A 14,125-nucleotide genomic window follows, 5' to 3' on the forward strand; every position below is an offset into this window, starting at 1 on the left:
TTTTAGATCCAATGTTGCGTGCCTGGTTGCTCGAGGATATTGGCAGGGGCGATCGCACTACAAATACGCTTTTAGTAGAAGACGTGACGCTAGGCTCTGCTAAATGGATCGCAAAAGCTTCAGGGATAATTGCTGGCTTACCAGTTGCAGCTAGGGTGTTTCAGATTTTGAATGAAAAAGTTAGCTTTGTGGCGGTTGCATCTGAAGGTGCATGGTGTGAGCCTGGACAGGTGGTAGCTGAAATTCATGGTTCACTGGATGCGCTGCTGATGGGGGAACGAGTCGCGCTCAACTTGGCTATGCGGTTGAGTGGGATTGCGACGCTGACTAATATATATGTAGAGAAAATTGCTGATTTACCTGCTCAATTGGTGGATACGCGTAAAACTACACCAGGGCTGAGACTGTTGGAAAAGTACGCGACTGCTTTGGGTGGGGCAATTAATCACCGGATGGGGTTGGATGATGCGGTGATGATCAAGGATAATCACATTGCGGCGGCTGGGGGAATTGGAGAAGCTGTTACCCGTATTCGTTCTCAAATTCCTTATCCCTTGACTATAGAAGTAGAGACGGAAAGTTTTGAGCAGGTGAAAAAAGCTTTGCAGCACAAAGCTGACATTATTATGTTGGACAATATGCCTTTGGATATGATGCGTCAGGCGGTGCAGTTGATTCGCCAGCAGGATAGTCGGGTGAAAATAGAAGCTTCGGGGAATGTGACTTTGGAAACGATTCGTGGTGTAGCGGAAACTGGTGTTGACTATATTTCTAGTAGTGCGCCGATTACTCAATCGAAGTGGTTGGATTTGAGTATGAGGATTGTACTTTAAATAGAACGAGGTAAATTATTCTACTGCAAAGTCAGTGTAATGTCGCATTTTTGGAGGATCAAAGCCTAAAACAATGTCTTCTTTGGGTACACCGAGTTCAACCAACTGGTTTGCAATTCCAACTTCAGTACCATCTTGTTGAATCCAAATTTTGCGATCAATGATGTCTAGGTGAAGGACAGTGCCATATAGTCGCTTTGATCCGTACCAACCAACGTAGACTAGTTGGTAGTGGTCACGTTCGGTATCGAAAATAGTTTGGGCTTGGATGCGATCATCCCACACGAGTTTGGCGCGTTCTGTTAGCAAGTTTTGGATGTGTTGTCGGTATTCGTTGACGGTAGCCATTGTTGAATTACCTCCCCATCAATATTGTAAATCAACAACAGAAGTTGGTTTTGCTGAATGAGTCTCTGAATAAAGGAAGTTGCAAAAAATCGCTCGTAAATATCGCTGGACACTGCTAAATATAAAACTCGTTTTGAATCTTGAATACTTAAAGCTGCCCTATATGCTATAAATTGTCCCAGCGCTCCGTAAAATTCTGAAATCTTGGATGGGCCAAGGAAACTTTTGATTTCTACAGCAATTTTCAATCCTTCCCTTTCAGCTGCAATCACTTTTTCTGCACCAAGGTCTATGGCAAGATCAAATGTACCAGCTTGCAAGGGATAGGGGTCATGAGTGATTAACCAACTATCTTTCTGGAGAGCGGTTTTAACAACTTCATGAAAAGCATCTTTAGCAGACACAGTTGAAATTTGGTTTGTGGGTAATATATTTACAATTGATTGATAGTACAAAAACAATCATTGTCTCAAGGATAGCGCTTTATTTATGTTTGGTATCACTTTACTTTACCTCATCTAGTGATGATACAGATTAGCTTTATTCTGAACGAGGAATTAAGATTTATACATCTGAGTTAAGTAAGAAAACTGCAATCCAATCGCATTTCCAATAAAGGAAAATAATTATAGGTTATAGAGTTGCACACTTTTTCACAGGTGAGACGGTGAAGCCAGAAGGTAAAATTGTCAGGGTGGGAATCGGATATGTTCATTTAGCTCACTACACACCAGACTGGCTGTTTAAAGAACGTCCTGAAAAAGAACATCCTGAAAAAGCTTCAGACATTCAAATTGAGGCGCGTATTCAGAAATCAAGAGAAAAAATCCTTAGTGCAAAAGATCCTCTGTGGAATTTACTGAGTTACAACTGCGAACATTGGGCTAGAGAAATGGTATATAATGAACCGAAAGCTACTCAGTATGAAGAGATAAGACTAGGAAATAATTCTAAAAACTAACAATAGCAGATGAAACTGGTGCGATCGCAGATCGCATCAGCTTCTTTTATAGATTATAGCCAAATGACTACACCGACCAAATAGTGGATTTTGGTTAGACTTACGATGTGAAATAATAAGAGCGAGAAAAAAGCGATCGCTAACCCATCCTCTAAGAATCACCTGAGAATGATTGCAATGGTTACACAGTTACCATCTTCCACCCAAAAAGGCATTATTTACCCTGACAGCGATGGACAGTCAATGGCAGACAATACTAAGCAGTTTGAATTAATTGTCTGGATTAAAAATAATTTAGAACTGCTATTTGCCAATGACTCAAATGTGTTTGTCGCTGGAGATTTGTTGTGGTATTCCGTGGAAGATGATAACAAGCTCCGTCAAGCTCCTGATGTGATGGTAGTATTTGGTAGACAAAAAGGATACCGAGGTTCTTATCAACAGTGGCTTGAAGACAACATTCCCCCGCAGGTGGTATTTGAAATTTGGTCGCCTGGAAACCGGATCTCTAAAATGGCGAAAAAATTAGAGTTTTATGAGCGCTACGGTGTGGAAGAATATTATCTGTATGAACCTGATGTGGTTGACTTGACAGGCTGGCAGCGACGGAACTCAAGATTAGAAGTGATTGACCAAATGGTTGGTTGGGTCAGCCCTCGATTGGGGGTGCGTTTCGAGTTGACTGAGGAAGAACTGCAAATTTATCGTCCTGATGGCGATCGCTTTTTGACCTTTTTGGAACTAGACCAACAACGACAGCAAGAAAGACAACGAGCAGAGCAAGCTGAGGCCGCAGTTGAACAAGAACGTGATAGAGCCAAACAAGCACAAGCCGAGTTAGAAGCTCTCCGTGCTTTACTACAAGAAAGGGGAATTAATCTAGAGCAATTGTGAGCAAATTTAATTTACAAGTCTAAAAAAAATAGCGATCGCCCTAAACAACAGGTTAACTAATTCGCAGCCCCATGATCACTAAGTCCCGTTCAACGCTGTCAAGTTCGGCAATGTTAGGCAAATGTCCCCAGCGTTGAAAACCAAATGTTTCAAAGAGTTTTAAACTGGGGTGATTGTGGGCAAAAATGAAGCATACTAGGCTCTTTAGACCTAAATTAGGACTTTCGCTAATTGCTTGTGCTAAGAGTTGCCGTCCCAAGCCACACCGATGAAAGCTAGGGGCGATGTAAATACTAATTTCGGCAGTCTTACTATAGGCGGGTCGCCCATAAAAAGATTGAAAACTAAGCCATCCAGCAATCACTCCTTCTACTTCGATTACCCAAAGTGGTCGTTGTGAAGGCGATCGCCCCTTAAACCAAGCAAGGCGACTTTCCACAGATACTGGTTCTAAGTCAGCAGTTGCCATGCGGCTAGGAATTGCAGTGTTGTAAATTGCCACAATTGCAGGCAAGTCAGTTTCAGTCGCATGGCGAATGGTCATTGCTACCGTCTCGGAAAAAATCTTCAGAAAATATTCAAAAATAATACAGTGTTAAGAGTAGCAATTCTACGGTTTCTATTGTAATTGTCACAGATACTTTGTCAGGTAGGGATCGTCTACCTTAGATAAGATAATGCCTAACCCTATTAGCAAGTATGCAATGCGCTCTATAAGAGCTACCACAGATGTTATAACTAGAGCAAAATTACAACCTCCTACCTACTGTATTTTTTCTAACAGAGAAACTTTATAACTTCTTAGTTTTGAATTTTTAAATTCTAACTTTTTATTCCTAAAGCATCATTCAGTATTCATTCTAGATAAATAGATAAATCGATCGTATCAGAAAAAATAAACTTGTTTCTCTTAACATTTATATACCGCTATTGACTTCAAGTTTTACATCAGATAGTAAAAACTCAAATCTTTTAACAGTATAAATTAAATATAATTTTATCAAGAGTAAATACATAGATAGTTGAGAATTATACATAACAATAAATTGTACTTTGTAGCTATTTTAATAAAAACTGGTTTTAAGTTTGCTTCAATAAGTACAAGTTATATATATAGCTACAGACAGAGGTTGATACCATATATCAGTCTTTAGAATTAATATAAATATCAATTAAGATCGGCAAAAAGTATATGCCTATTCATTGTTTGAAGATTAATGATAAATTTAGTACCAATCAAAATAGTAATATTTCAAAAATTGTTGAGGTAGCACTTTTTATAGATCAAATCAAAAGTAATATTTGGCTTTTTGGTATTCCATCTTGGCTTTTCGGGATAACTGATAGAAGCATAGCTGCATTTGTCGATGGTTATTTATCTCCTATCGAAATATTTCAGCTATTTACAGCCTCTTTCTTTTTTGTGAGTTGGCTATATCTAAAGCCGGAAGAAAGCTTCAATAGTAATGATTTAGACCCCAGCCAATATCAAGAATATCTGGATCGTACTCAAACTAACAAACTTCAAATAAAAAAGCTCCACATGATAAGCCAGGAGTATATTTTACCGTTTCCTTATATTTGCCAAATTTATCATCTATTGAGCTTAAAGCATTTGGAAACAGTTCACAAATTTAGCCTTAATAACCTGAAGATTTTTCAAATTAGCCACTTTCAGCCCACAAATACTGGTGGAATAATCAAATTTCAAACAATATTAGACTCGCCAGCTAATCCTTTGAGAATTTGGCGACAACCTATTGTAGAGGTGGATTTGATATTACATACCCCTTACACTGTTGAACTGAGTATTCCAGTCTACAATAACAAAAGGATAATTGTTATATTTAATGCTTTCCCGTTAAATGACTTAGAACATCAGTTTTTTATAGATATTTATAGTGACCTAGAGTGGCCAAAGCCATTATTACAAATAATATTGCATTTTGCTTCTTGCTTGACGCTATTTGAAGATTTGCCGTATTTAAGAGCTTTAGCTGATACAAATATAGGGCGTTTATTCAACTTAAGTAAAACTTCAACTCACGAGACTGCATTGCTGTTTAAAAGATTCGTTGAGCTTTATGGTTCGAGTGGAGAACCAATTAAATTACTTGAGGGAAGGGAAGATAGTTAGGAGTTAGGAGTTAGGAGTGAAGAGTTAGGAGTTTAAAACTTTTAACTTCTGATTTTATTTAGGGACTTGTAAAAAATAAATTATCCCAAATTATTTGTAGATTTGTAAGGGCGCAAAGCCTTGCACCCCCCCTGCTATGGAGTGTTTTTTTAATGGAAGTCCTTTAGTTAAGCGCGTGCTAGTAAGGGAGCAGCAGCTAGTAAGGTTTTGGTATATGGGTGCTGAGGATTGGCAAAAATCTTTTTTGTAAGACCAAGTTCGACAATTTTACCGCCATTCATTACGGCAATCCGATCGCACAAAAATCTAGCTAACCAAAGATCGTGAGTGATAAATAGATAAGTTAGCTCAAACTCTTCTTTTAATTGCAACATCAAATCCAGCACTTGCGACTGAACGCTAGCATCTAACATACTTACTGGTTCATCGCAGATTAAAAGTTTAGGGTGAGTAATCAAAGCACGAGCGATCGCTACTCGTTGCTGTTGTCCACCAGACAAATCTGACGGGTAACGCTCATAATACACTTCTGGCGGTGTTAAGCCAACTTTATTTAGCATCCACAAAACCTGTTCTTTTGCCTTGGTAGGATTGGCTAGATTGTGTATAAATAAAGGATCTGCAATACTTTGTCCCACTGTCATAGCTGGATTGAGACAAGCATGAGGATCTTGAAAGACCATTTGTATTTGTCGCCGTGAGGAACGAATTTCTTGACGCGATAGTTTAGTTAAATCCTGTCCGAAAAACTCAACTTTGCCACTAGTAGGACGAATTAGTTGCAAAATTGTTCGTGATAGTGTACTTTTGCCACAACCTGATTCCCCAACTAAGCCAAGAATTTCTCCTGAATAAATATCCAAGTCGATCCCATCTACTGCTTTAATTGTCTGCGCTTGTGTGTTAAGCAGTCGTTCGATAAAATTAGGTTCTATAGTATAGTGTTGCTTAAGTTCTGTAACGCTCAAAATTAGAGATTGCTGATTAATAATCGGTAATTGCTTTTCTTCCTCATTGGCAATTATCAATTCTCCACTATCAGTTACTGCTTGAATGTGTAAAGCTGCTTTTAAGAGCGATCGCGTGTATTCATGTTGAGGTTGCCTAAATACGGTTTCTGTAGAACCCATTTCGACCATCTTACCGTTGTACATCACGCCAATGCGATCGCAATACTCAGCCACCATTGCTAAATCATGAGATATTAGCAGCAATCCCATGTTTTCTTCACCGCACAGGCGAGTTAATTCTTGCAATATCTGCGCGGAAACGGTGACATCTAAACTGGTGGTGGGTTCGTCAGCAACAATAAACTTGGGGTTGAGGAGTAAAGCTAAAGCGATCGCTACCCGTTGGCGCATTCCACCGCTAAACTCATGAGGATATTGATTCCAGCGACTAGCGGGAATATTCACTTTTGCCAAGGTAGCAAGTGCTTTTTCTTTAGCTTCCCGCGTTGATAATTGTGGTGAGTGCGCCTGGAGGGTTTCGATACAATGCTTACCAATTGTCATCAACGGATCGAGGCGTGTCATGGGATCTTGAAAAATTAAGGCGATCGCTTCTCCCCGAAATTTCCGCAGGTGGTTAGGTGTCAAGTCAAACACTGACTGTCCTTGAAATGTCACCCGTCCTTCAATACGGCTAGAGGCTGGTAGTAAACGCATTACTGCCCGTCCGAGAGTTGATTTACCGCAACCTGACTCTCCCACCAATCCCATTCTTTCACCTGGTTGCAAGGTGAAAGATACATCATCAACCGCCCAGCTTGCTTCTTCTCCACTCCGCCCAGGATAGGCAACTCGTAGATTTTCGATACAGAATAAGGCTTTACTCATAGTTAGTTATCAGCGCTGAGCTACCAGTTTTTATAATTTCAAATTTAGGATAGTCTATCAAATTAAGTATTAGACCTGTTTTATAAAACTTGCCTAAACTTAGCCAAACTTGATTTAGTGTACCCGTAGCGATCACGTTCAGGAGGCAGGAGTAACCTATTGTTAATTGGAGACAGGTATCGATATTCTTGATAACCACTGCTAAAGTTGATACAGCACACAACTATGATGTTATAAGTGCAAAATTTAAATCTGTAGGAACTAGAATCAAAATTAAGTCAGTAAATCAGGATTTTCAAGTTAATATTATGGAGCAAAATCAGCCAGAACAGCGGCGCGCTGCCGATCAAGTGTTTCAAGAATCCCTCGAACAGTTGGAGGATATCTTACAAGAAAGTTCGACTGAGGAAGAAGAGATCCCCCAACTGCATACTAGTAATTTCACTGAAGTCGAACTCGATCAAGACCTGACAGATATTGATTTAGCGGCTCTTGAGGACGCAGTTGCTGATATTGAACAATATCTCGAAGAAATAACAAAAACCAAATAGGGGTAAAAAGTTAAAATTCATTACTGACAAACCAGTTGCCGTTTAGCTTCGTACAACATTAAAGCGGCTGCGATCGCCACATTCAAAGATTCCACTCCAGGACTCAAAGGAATTCTGACTTGCCGATCTGCGATCGCTGCTAAATCTGCCGATAATCCACCACCTTCATTTCCCAGTAAAATCATACTAGGTTTTCGCCAGTCCACTTCCCAATAAGTTAAAGTCGCATTGGGTAAGGTTGCCACTATCTGCATTCCTGCCTGCTGACTTTGTTGGACTGTCGCTTTTAAATCTTCAGTTACGGCTGTTGCTAGGCGAAACCATTGCCCTGCGGAAGCCCGGACAACTTTAGGGCTATCTAAATCTACACTATCTCCACTGACCCACAACCCTGATGCTCCAGCGGCGGCGGCGGTGCGAATCATTGTACCCAGGTTGCCGGGATCTTGCACCGTTTCTAAAGCTAGCACTAAACCAGTCAATGGTAGTTGAGTTTGGGGTTTGCTTCGTTTTGCCGTTGCCACCACACCATCCGGTTGGACTGTGGTAGCGATCGCATCCAAGACTTCTTGACTGACAATTTCGGCGCGATCGCATCGGCTACAAGCTTCTTCCCACAGCGAAGGATGGGCTACTTGCCAATCTGGGGTACAACACACTGTTTCTAGTGGGTAACTGACCGCACAAGCTTCTTCTAACAGGTGCGTCCCTTCTAGTAAAAATAACTGCTGCTTGTGCCGTTCCTTGGTGGAGTGTAGCTTGCGAATTTGTTTTACTAAGGAATTTTGTAAACTGGTCAACATCAAAAAGTTAGGAGTTAGGAGTTAGGAGTTAGGAGTTATGAGTTAATTTAGTTTTCTTTACAACTCATAACTCTTCACTTTTAACTCCTAACTTAATAATATGCGGAACCCGGGACTTGAACCCGGAAGCCTTGCGGCACTAGAACCTGAATCTAGCGCGTCTGCCAATTCCGCCAGTTCCGCTGGCATTTATGCTTATCGACAATTCCTTATTATTGCGTTATGTTTTACCTTTGTCAAGTAAAAGCATAACGCCTCGTTAAAAGTCTCTAACTGAAAACGAGTTTTTTCAGTACGAGATCGAATCAAAATATTAACTCAACAGTATAGCAATGATTTTTAGAGAATACTTAAGTTATTTTACTGAGTATTTATTTTTGCTTAAAACTACTACTTATTCATTCTTTTTTTGAAATTTTTTAAAAAGCTCAAAAAGCCTGCTATTGCTTCTTTTCAGCCCGGATTTTTCACTCAAAAAACAATTTTTTTATACAAAACAGTGCTTTAAAACGTGGACATTTTGAATCTTTACTGTAGAATCAAAACCAACTTCAAACATTAAAATACGTATTACTTTTGGAGGTAGGCTTATTAATCCTTCTACCAGCTTACCAGATGCCAAAATTGCTCCAGAAGCAGACTCCTCAGTCTTGCAAATTTGGGGTGGGCATCCTTTGCGGGGTCATGTGCAAATTAGCGGGGCAAAAAATTCAGCACTGGTAATCATGGCTGGAGCCTTGCTGTGTCCGGGCGATTGTCGTATCCGTAATGTCCCTTTGTTAGCGGACATAGAGCGGATGGGTCAGGTGTTATCAGCTTTGGGTGTGCAATTAACCCGACAAGGCGACATTTTAGACATCAATGCCAGCGAGATTAAAACATCAAAAGCTCCCTACGAATTAGTTACCCAGTTGAGAGCGAGTTTTTTCGCCATTGGAGCCATTCTGGCAAGACTGGGAGTAGCACAGATGCCTTTACCAGGCGGTTGTGCAATTGGGGCAAGACCAGTTGACTTGCATGTTCGAGGACTGCAAGCAATGGGAGCGGAAGTACAAATTGAGCATGGCATTTGTAATGCCTACGTCCCTGGCAGCAGCCGGAGATTAAAAGGTGCGAAGATTTACTTAGACATTGCCAGCGTTGGAGCTACGGAAAACTTGATGATGGCGGCTACCCTGGCAGAGGGGGAAACGATCATCGAAAATGCTGCCAGAGAACCGGAAGTAGTCGATCTAGCTAACTTCTGTAACGCGATGGGAGCGAAGATTCAGGGCGCGGGGACTAGCAGGATTATTATCGAAGGAGTCCCCAAGTTGCATTCTGTTGACTACAGCATTATTCCCGATCGCATTGAGGCCGGGACGTTTTTGCTGGCAGCAGCAATTACCCGCTCAGAACTTATCCTCTCGCCAGTGGCTCCAGAACATCTCATCCCAGTAATTGCCAAGCTGCGGGATATTGGAGTGACAATAATTGAAGAAAAGCCCGAACACTTACATATTCTGCCAGCGGAAACCCTTAAGGCAACGGATATTGAAACTCAATACCATCCAGGTTTTCCCACAGATATGCAAGCGCCATTCATGGCTTTGCTGGCAGTGGCAGAAGGCGACAGCGTAATTAACGAATCCGTCTTTGAAAATCGCTTGCGTCATGCCTCAGAGTTGAATCGTTTGGGGGCAGATATTCGTGTCAAAGGCAATGCTGCTTTCGTTCGGGGAGTACCAAAATTATCTGGCGCACCAGTATTAGGTACAGACTTACGAGCATCGGCAGCATTAGTCATCGCCGGACTAGCGGCAGAAGGACAAACCACAATTCAGGGTTTACAGCACCTTGATCGCGGTTACGATCGACTTGATATGAAGTTGCAGCAATTGGGGGCTAAAATCCTCCGCGTGGGCGAAACATCAAGAGATGCAGAAGTTGCTCCCAGCATCAGTAGCCTGTCAAGTTGAAATTGATCGGTTGGAGACTGATGCTGGGATAAGAGGAACAAGGGAGACAAGGTAAAATCTTCTCCCTTGTCTGCCTTTATCTCTCCCATCTATACCTTGCAATCTGCTGAATTATCCTGATAGATAGAGGCTTTTAAGCTTTGCCCGTGTCTTTTTTTGATGAATATTCTGGAAAAATCTGTGTTGGCTGTTACAATATTGTTAAGAAAAGTTGCCCGTTGCATTTTGGGAACGTGCAATTGGGTTTTAACTCTCTTGAGAAGACAACGCAAAAACATTTTTTAGACCGGCTGTGGGAGGCTGGTCTTTTTGTATTTAAAGTCCTCATACATTATACTTATCGCTTTGGGTGTAATTACAGACTATTCTATCCTTTTCATCCATTTTTCTTACTTATTGTGATATCTAACACACACAATACCACTGGCGATACCTACGGTGAGCTACGCTAACGCACCTCTCCACATTCCCAAAAGCGATACCTACGGTAAGCTACGCTAACGCTGACTCTATGATTGCACTGTAGCAGAACGTCTGTATAGAAAGATGAGCGATGTCTTCTCTACGAGACGCTACGGGAACGACGGGCTATGCCTACGCCTTACAAAAAACCTCAAAAATAAAGCCTAGACGCATAGTAGCTTGTCATTAGACATCTCCAAAAACTGCCTAAGTATCTCTGTGACTAGCTTATAGCGTGCGATCGCCAGTTTCTGAATCCAGCTCAGCGAGATTTTAGATTATATCGACCTCAGCACTGCGATAGGTTTGAAATTTTGCCCTAAAGAAAAATAGTTAACAAAAGAGCGATGTCTACGACGGGCTATGCCTACGCCTTACAGAAAACCTCAAAAACAAAGCTTAGACGCGTAGCGCAAAGCCAGAGACGTTTCCGTTAGCTTTGGGCTTGTCGTTAGACATCGCCTATATGGAAGAGTGAGTGCGATCGCAATAGTTATTCTGAGAAACAAACAGATATCAAGCCTATCTACGTTTATTTGGAAAATAAAGAAATGCAGTCTGTCTGTGTATATTTGACTTAGAATCCAGAGAAATAGAAAAATTTAAACTTGAATATTCCCATAAAAATGCCAAAGGCGAATGCACTTTAGCAAAAAATATATTTGGAATGGTTGACTCTAAGTATTGATTACTTTATCCGCAGCAACAGTTAAGATTTCATCCATCCAAGCATTTATGCTTTTGCCAGCCTTTTTAGCAGCAATAAATATTTTGCGGTGGTGTTCTGGAGTTGTGCGGAATGGAAGTTTACCAGAGAATGGTTTATCAGGCTCCTCTCCTAGTTCTTCACAGAAAGCAAGATAATCATCAACAGAAATTTGGAATTCTTGACGCGCTTCATCTACAGTTTTTGCCTTAAAGGTAATCACATCATTAATATCTAGGACTTGACCAAAAATTATTCCCGCCTCTACATCTACTTCTACACTAGCTGTGTATCCTTTATAAGTCATCATATTTCAATTCCTGCCTTAATTAAAAATTCTCTAACAGATTTGACTGCTCCTTTATCTGTCTCATTTTGAGGATGCGGTTCGTGAAAAACAGCTTTCACATCATTTAATTTCACACGAACCCGCGAACCTTTACTTTGAGTAATATCAGCACCTAAAGCTATAAATAAACTTTCAATATCTTTCCAAAGAATATTAGATGGTACAGGATTTGTAAAAATTAACTCTACAATCTGACGTTGTTTGTTGTTGAGATCCATTTAATCAATACAATTACAGCCATTTTTTAGTTAAGTTGAGTATAGCCATTATTCTAATGATATCATAATATGATATCATTGAATATATAGAAGCGATCGCTTCTATATATTCCTAGTACTATTGCTCCTCGAATATCACGGTAGGCAACTGCATAGGATTCTGGCATCTGGCAAATTAGATTCACCGTCTCGTCTACACAGTCAAAAAACTCATCACCCAGACCAAGTTTCTGACTTTCGTACCAACTGTACGCCTTTGCCGAGTTCTTCTTGAACTTCTGGGCGAAATACCAGGACACCAGACAAGTGGAAGTGTAAATTTTATGTCTAATTATCAAGAAGTACTACTGCAAGCTCAAAGCCTAACTCCTGAAGAACAAATACGCTTAATTGAACACTTGTCGAGCTTAATTCGTCAACAGGTAACGATGACACCTAAGCCAAAGCGTAGCATCCTCGAATTACGTGGGTTAGGTAAAGAAATCTGGAATGACGTTGATGCTCAAGAATACGTTAATCAGGAACGTGATTCATGGAATGGCTAGTCCAGCTACAGGGGCAAATTGTGGGTTTGGATACCGCTCCACTGATTTACTTTATTGAAGAAAATCCTAATTATTTGGATGTTACAGATGCTTGTTTTGAAGCTATGTTTCGTGCTGAGTTTAGGGTTGTAACATCAGTTTTGACTATATCTGATTCACCCGAATTACAACCGGCAGAAAGATTGTGGACTTTGGTTGATGAACCAATTGCCAATAAAACATTTGAGACACTTGATAATTTGGAGGAAATTTTATTTCATCGCTGTCAATCTTTGCTTCAACAACAAGATTTGATTCAAGGGTTAACTGGTTTTCACTGGTGGATTAAAATCGGGGTTTAATCGTAAGTGATTTACCGAACATGATATTAGTCTATCCCTTGCGACAGGAAAACACAGCATTAGCTCAACAATATCGTGAAATTCTATTTAATTCCCAAGGTTTGACTACTATCGAACTTTTTCCCGACATTGCTGAAAATGCAGCACAATTAAGGGCAGATTATAACTTAAGAACCCCAGATGCTATTCAGATGGCTACTGTTATTCGTGGAGGTGCATCATTTTTATTGACAAATGATGCGCGGTTGCCCTCTTTACCAGGGTTATCAGTATTAGTGTTAGATAGAGTAATAGTTTGAGTCTTTTTGTATGTTGCGTTAGCGTAGCTTACCGTTGGCGTAGCCTCTCGTAGAGAAGGTATCGCTTGTTGTGGAAAAGTGAGTGCGTTAGCGTAGCTTACCGTTGGCGTAGCCTCTCGTAGAGAAGGTATCGCGTTGCAGAAAACCTCAAAAACAAAGCGATCGCCTTTCAGAAAATCTCAAAAACAATGCTTAGACGCATAGGGGCTTTTGTCTGTTCACTGCATTGCAATGTTAGGTTCGTCTCTGCCACGATTTTGGATCTCTGCGACCATGAAAAATTGCTGTGACAATCACTCGACTCGAAACAATTCGATAGTACACAGCATAGGGAAATCGTTGTACTATTGCTCGTCGAATATCACGGTAGGCAACTGCATAGGATTCTGGCATCTGGCAAATTAGATTTACTGTCTCGTCTACACAGTCCAAAAACTCATCGCCCAGACCAAGTTTCTGACTTTCGTACCAACTGTACGCTTCATTGAGTTCTTCTTGAACTTCTGGGCGAAATATCAGGACATAATTCATTGCTGTCCTTTAATTGATGCTTTGATTTCCTCCCAAGTCAGCACGTTGTCTGGATTTGAATCGGAATCAGCTATTCGACGATCAAGCTCTTGCTTCTGTGCATCGGTTAAATCAGGGTAAACTTGATCTGCTGCGATGCTGTCCCAAATTGCCTGCACAATACGGATTCTATCTTCAACACTCAGAGTTGCAATTTCGTTCAAAGTAGCTGTGATGTCCATGCTGATTAATTTGGAGGAAAAGGTAAGCGACTCGTACACCTCAAATATAACGGAGAAGATTTTGTCCATCAAATAATAGCGGGTCTAAATCCCCCACTAATTGATTTTGAATTCTATATTCTTCTTCAAT

18 protein-coding genes, 1 tRNA gene and 1 pseudogene are annotated in these 14,125 nt (G+C 40.7%); 9 read left to right on the forward strand and 11 right to left on the reverse strand.

Annotation, left to right across the window (positions count from 1 at the left end):
• The coding region (gene nadC, locus RMY63_RS27385; protein ID WP_322731720.1) for a carboxylating nicotinate-nucleotide diphosphorylase at positions 1–833 on the forward strand (833 nt) is incomplete at its 5' end.
• A 15-nt stretch (positions 834–848) separates the two neighbouring features.
• On the opposite strand, the gene RMY63_RS27390 is transcribed toward nadC, so the two are convergent.
• Both RMY63_RS27390 and RMY63_RS27395 read right to left on the reverse strand, forming a co-directional pair.
• Entirely contained in the window at positions 849–1,181 is a 333-nt protein-coding gene (locus RMY63_RS27390) for a XisI protein (protein WP_322731721.1), read from the reverse strand.
• The gene (locus RMY63_RS27395) at positions 1,136–1,585 is read right to left on the reverse strand and encodes an element excision factor XisH family protein (protein WP_322731722.1); all 450 of its coding nucleotides are present in this window, start codon (positions 1,583–1,585) and stop codon (positions 1,136–1,138) included. The genes RMY63_RS27390 and RMY63_RS27395 overlap by 46 nt, the downstream gene beginning before the upstream one ends.
• 263 nt (positions 1,586–1,848) lie before the next feature.
• Between RMY63_RS27395 and RMY63_RS27400 the strand changes: the two genes are divergently transcribed.
• Complete coding sequence (locus RMY63_RS27400; RefSeq protein WP_322731723.1) at positions 1,849–2,142, forward strand: hypothetical protein; 294 nt, start codon at positions 1,849–1,851, stop codon at positions 2,140–2,142.
• 177 nt (positions 2,143–2,319) lie between these two features.
• Complete coding sequence (locus tag RMY63_RS27405) at positions 2,320–3,036, forward strand: Uma2 family endonuclease (protein ID WP_322731724.1); 717 nt, start codon at positions 2,320–2,322, stop codon at positions 3,034–3,036.
• 52 nt (positions 3,037–3,088) lie between these two features.
• Here the strand turns inward: RMY63_RS27405 and RMY63_RS27410 are convergent, their stop codons facing one another.
• Positions 3,089–3,580 (reverse strand): N-acetyltransferase family protein, encoded by a 492-nt coding sequence (locus RMY63_RS27410; protein WP_322731725.1) that lies wholly within the window; start codon positions 3,578–3,580, stop codon positions 3,089–3,091.
• 648 nt (positions 3,581–4,228) lie between these two features.
• Here RMY63_RS27410 and RMY63_RS27415 point away from each other — a divergent pair.
• On the forward strand, positions 4,229–5,173 hold the full coding sequence (locus tag RMY63_RS27415; protein ID WP_322731726.1) for a hypothetical protein: 945 nt from the start codon (positions 4,229–4,231) through the stop codon (positions 5,171–5,173).
• A 167-nt stretch (positions 5,174–5,340) separates the two neighbouring features.
• Here RMY63_RS27415 and RMY63_RS27420 read toward each other — a convergent pair whose 3' ends face one another.
• Positions 5,341–7,011, reverse strand: a complete 1,671-nt coding sequence (locus RMY63_RS27420) for an ABC transporter ATP-binding protein (RefSeq protein WP_322731727.1) — start codon at positions 7,009–7,011, stop codon at positions 5,341–5,343.
• A gap of 188 nt (positions 7,012–7,199) precedes the next feature.
• Here RMY63_RS27420 and RMY63_RS27425 point away from each other — a divergent pair, with 188 nt between their 5' ends.
• Entirely contained in the window at positions 7,200–7,562 is a 363-nt protein-coding gene (locus RMY63_RS27425) for a hypothetical protein (RefSeq protein WP_322731728.1), read from the forward strand.
• Positions 7,563–7,582: 20 nt separating this feature from the next.
• On the opposite strand, the gene RMY63_RS27430 is transcribed toward RMY63_RS27425, so the two are convergent.
• Entirely contained in the window at positions 7,583–8,365 is a 783-nt protein-coding gene (locus tag RMY63_RS27430) for an RNA methyltransferase (RefSeq protein WP_322731729.1), read from the reverse strand.
• A gap of 101 nt (positions 8,366–8,466) precedes the next feature.
• A tRNA-Leu gene (locus tag RMY63_RS27435) sits at positions 8,467–8,548 on the reverse strand.
• A gap of 407 nt (positions 8,549–8,955) precedes the next feature.
• Between RMY63_RS27435 and murA the strand changes: the two genes are divergently transcribed.
• Positions 8,956–10,323, forward strand: a complete 1,368-nt coding sequence (murA, locus tag RMY63_RS27440) for a UDP-N-acetylglucosamine 1-carboxyvinyltransferase (protein ID WP_322731774.1) — start codon at positions 8,956–8,958, stop codon at positions 10,321–10,323.
• A 1,139-nt stretch (positions 10,324–11,462) separates the two neighbouring features.
• Here the strand turns inward: murA and RMY63_RS27445 are convergent.
• The 3 genes from RMY63_RS27445 to RMY63_RS27455 all read right to left on the reverse strand — a co-directional run bounded on the left by RMY63_RS27445 (position 11,463) and on the right by RMY63_RS27455 (position 12,357).
• Positions 11,463–11,798 (reverse strand): type II toxin-antitoxin system HicB family antitoxin, encoded by a 336-nt coding sequence (locus RMY63_RS27445; RefSeq protein ID WP_322731775.1) that lies wholly within the window; start codon positions 11,796–11,798, stop codon positions 11,463–11,465.
• Positions 11,798–12,058, reverse strand: coding sequence for a type II toxin-antitoxin system HicA family toxin (locus RMY63_RS27450; protein WP_322731730.1), 261 nt, complete (start codon positions 12,056–12,058; stop codon positions 11,798–11,800). Before RMY63_RS27450 ends, RMY63_RS27445 begins: the two co-directional genes overlap by 1 nt.
• 62 nt (positions 12,059–12,120) lie before the next feature.
• Positions 12,121–12,357 carry a hypothetical protein gene (locus RMY63_RS27455; RefSeq protein ID WP_322731731.1) on the reverse strand — a complete coding sequence of 79 codons (237 nt, stop codon included), beginning with the start codon at positions 12,355–12,357 and terminating at the stop codon, positions 12,121–12,123.
• 24 nt (positions 12,358–12,381) lie between these two features.
• Here RMY63_RS27455 and RMY63_RS27460 point away from each other — a divergent pair, with 24 nt between their 5' ends.
• From RMY63_RS27460 to RMY63_RS27470, 3 genes and pseudogenes are all read left to right on the forward strand, one after another.
• Complete coding sequence (locus RMY63_RS27460) at positions 12,382–12,603, forward strand: hypothetical protein (RefSeq protein WP_322731732.1); 222 nt, start codon at positions 12,382–12,384, stop codon at positions 12,601–12,603.
• A 149-nt stretch (positions 12,604–12,752) separates the two neighbouring features.
• Positions 12,753–12,944 (forward strand): annotated as a pseudogene (locus RMY63_RS27465) (IS630 family transposase); the annotation flags it as partial.
• A 20-nt stretch (positions 12,945–12,964) separates the two neighbouring features.
• Positions 12,965–13,243: a type II toxin-antitoxin system VapC family toxin gene (locus RMY63_RS27470; protein ID WP_322731733.1), complete on the forward strand. Its 279-nt coding sequence runs from the start codon at positions 12,965–12,967 to the stop codon at positions 13,241–13,243.
• A 234-nt stretch (positions 13,244–13,477) separates the two neighbouring features.
• On the opposite strand, the gene RMY63_RS27475 is transcribed toward RMY63_RS27470, so the two are convergent.
• Both RMY63_RS27475 and RMY63_RS27480 read right to left on the reverse strand, forming a co-directional pair.
• Positions 13,478–13,774 carry a type II toxin-antitoxin system RelE/ParE family toxin gene (locus tag RMY63_RS27475; RefSeq protein ID WP_322731734.1) on the reverse strand — a complete coding sequence of 99 codons (297 nt, stop codon included), beginning with the start codon at positions 13,772–13,774 and terminating at the stop codon, positions 13,478–13,480.
• Positions 13,771–13,995, reverse strand: coding sequence for an addiction module protein (locus tag RMY63_RS27480; RefSeq protein ID WP_322731735.1), 225 nt, complete (start codon positions 13,993–13,995; stop codon positions 13,771–13,773). Before RMY63_RS27480 ends, RMY63_RS27475 begins: the two co-directional genes overlap by 4 nt.
• Positions 13,996–14,125: the final 130 nt, after the last annotated feature.

Origin of the sequence: Nostoc sp. ChiQUE01b (assembly GCF_034531255.1) — a bacterium.
GTDB lineage: Bacteria > Cyanobacteriota > Cyanobacteriia > Cyanobacteriales > Nostocaceae > Nostoc.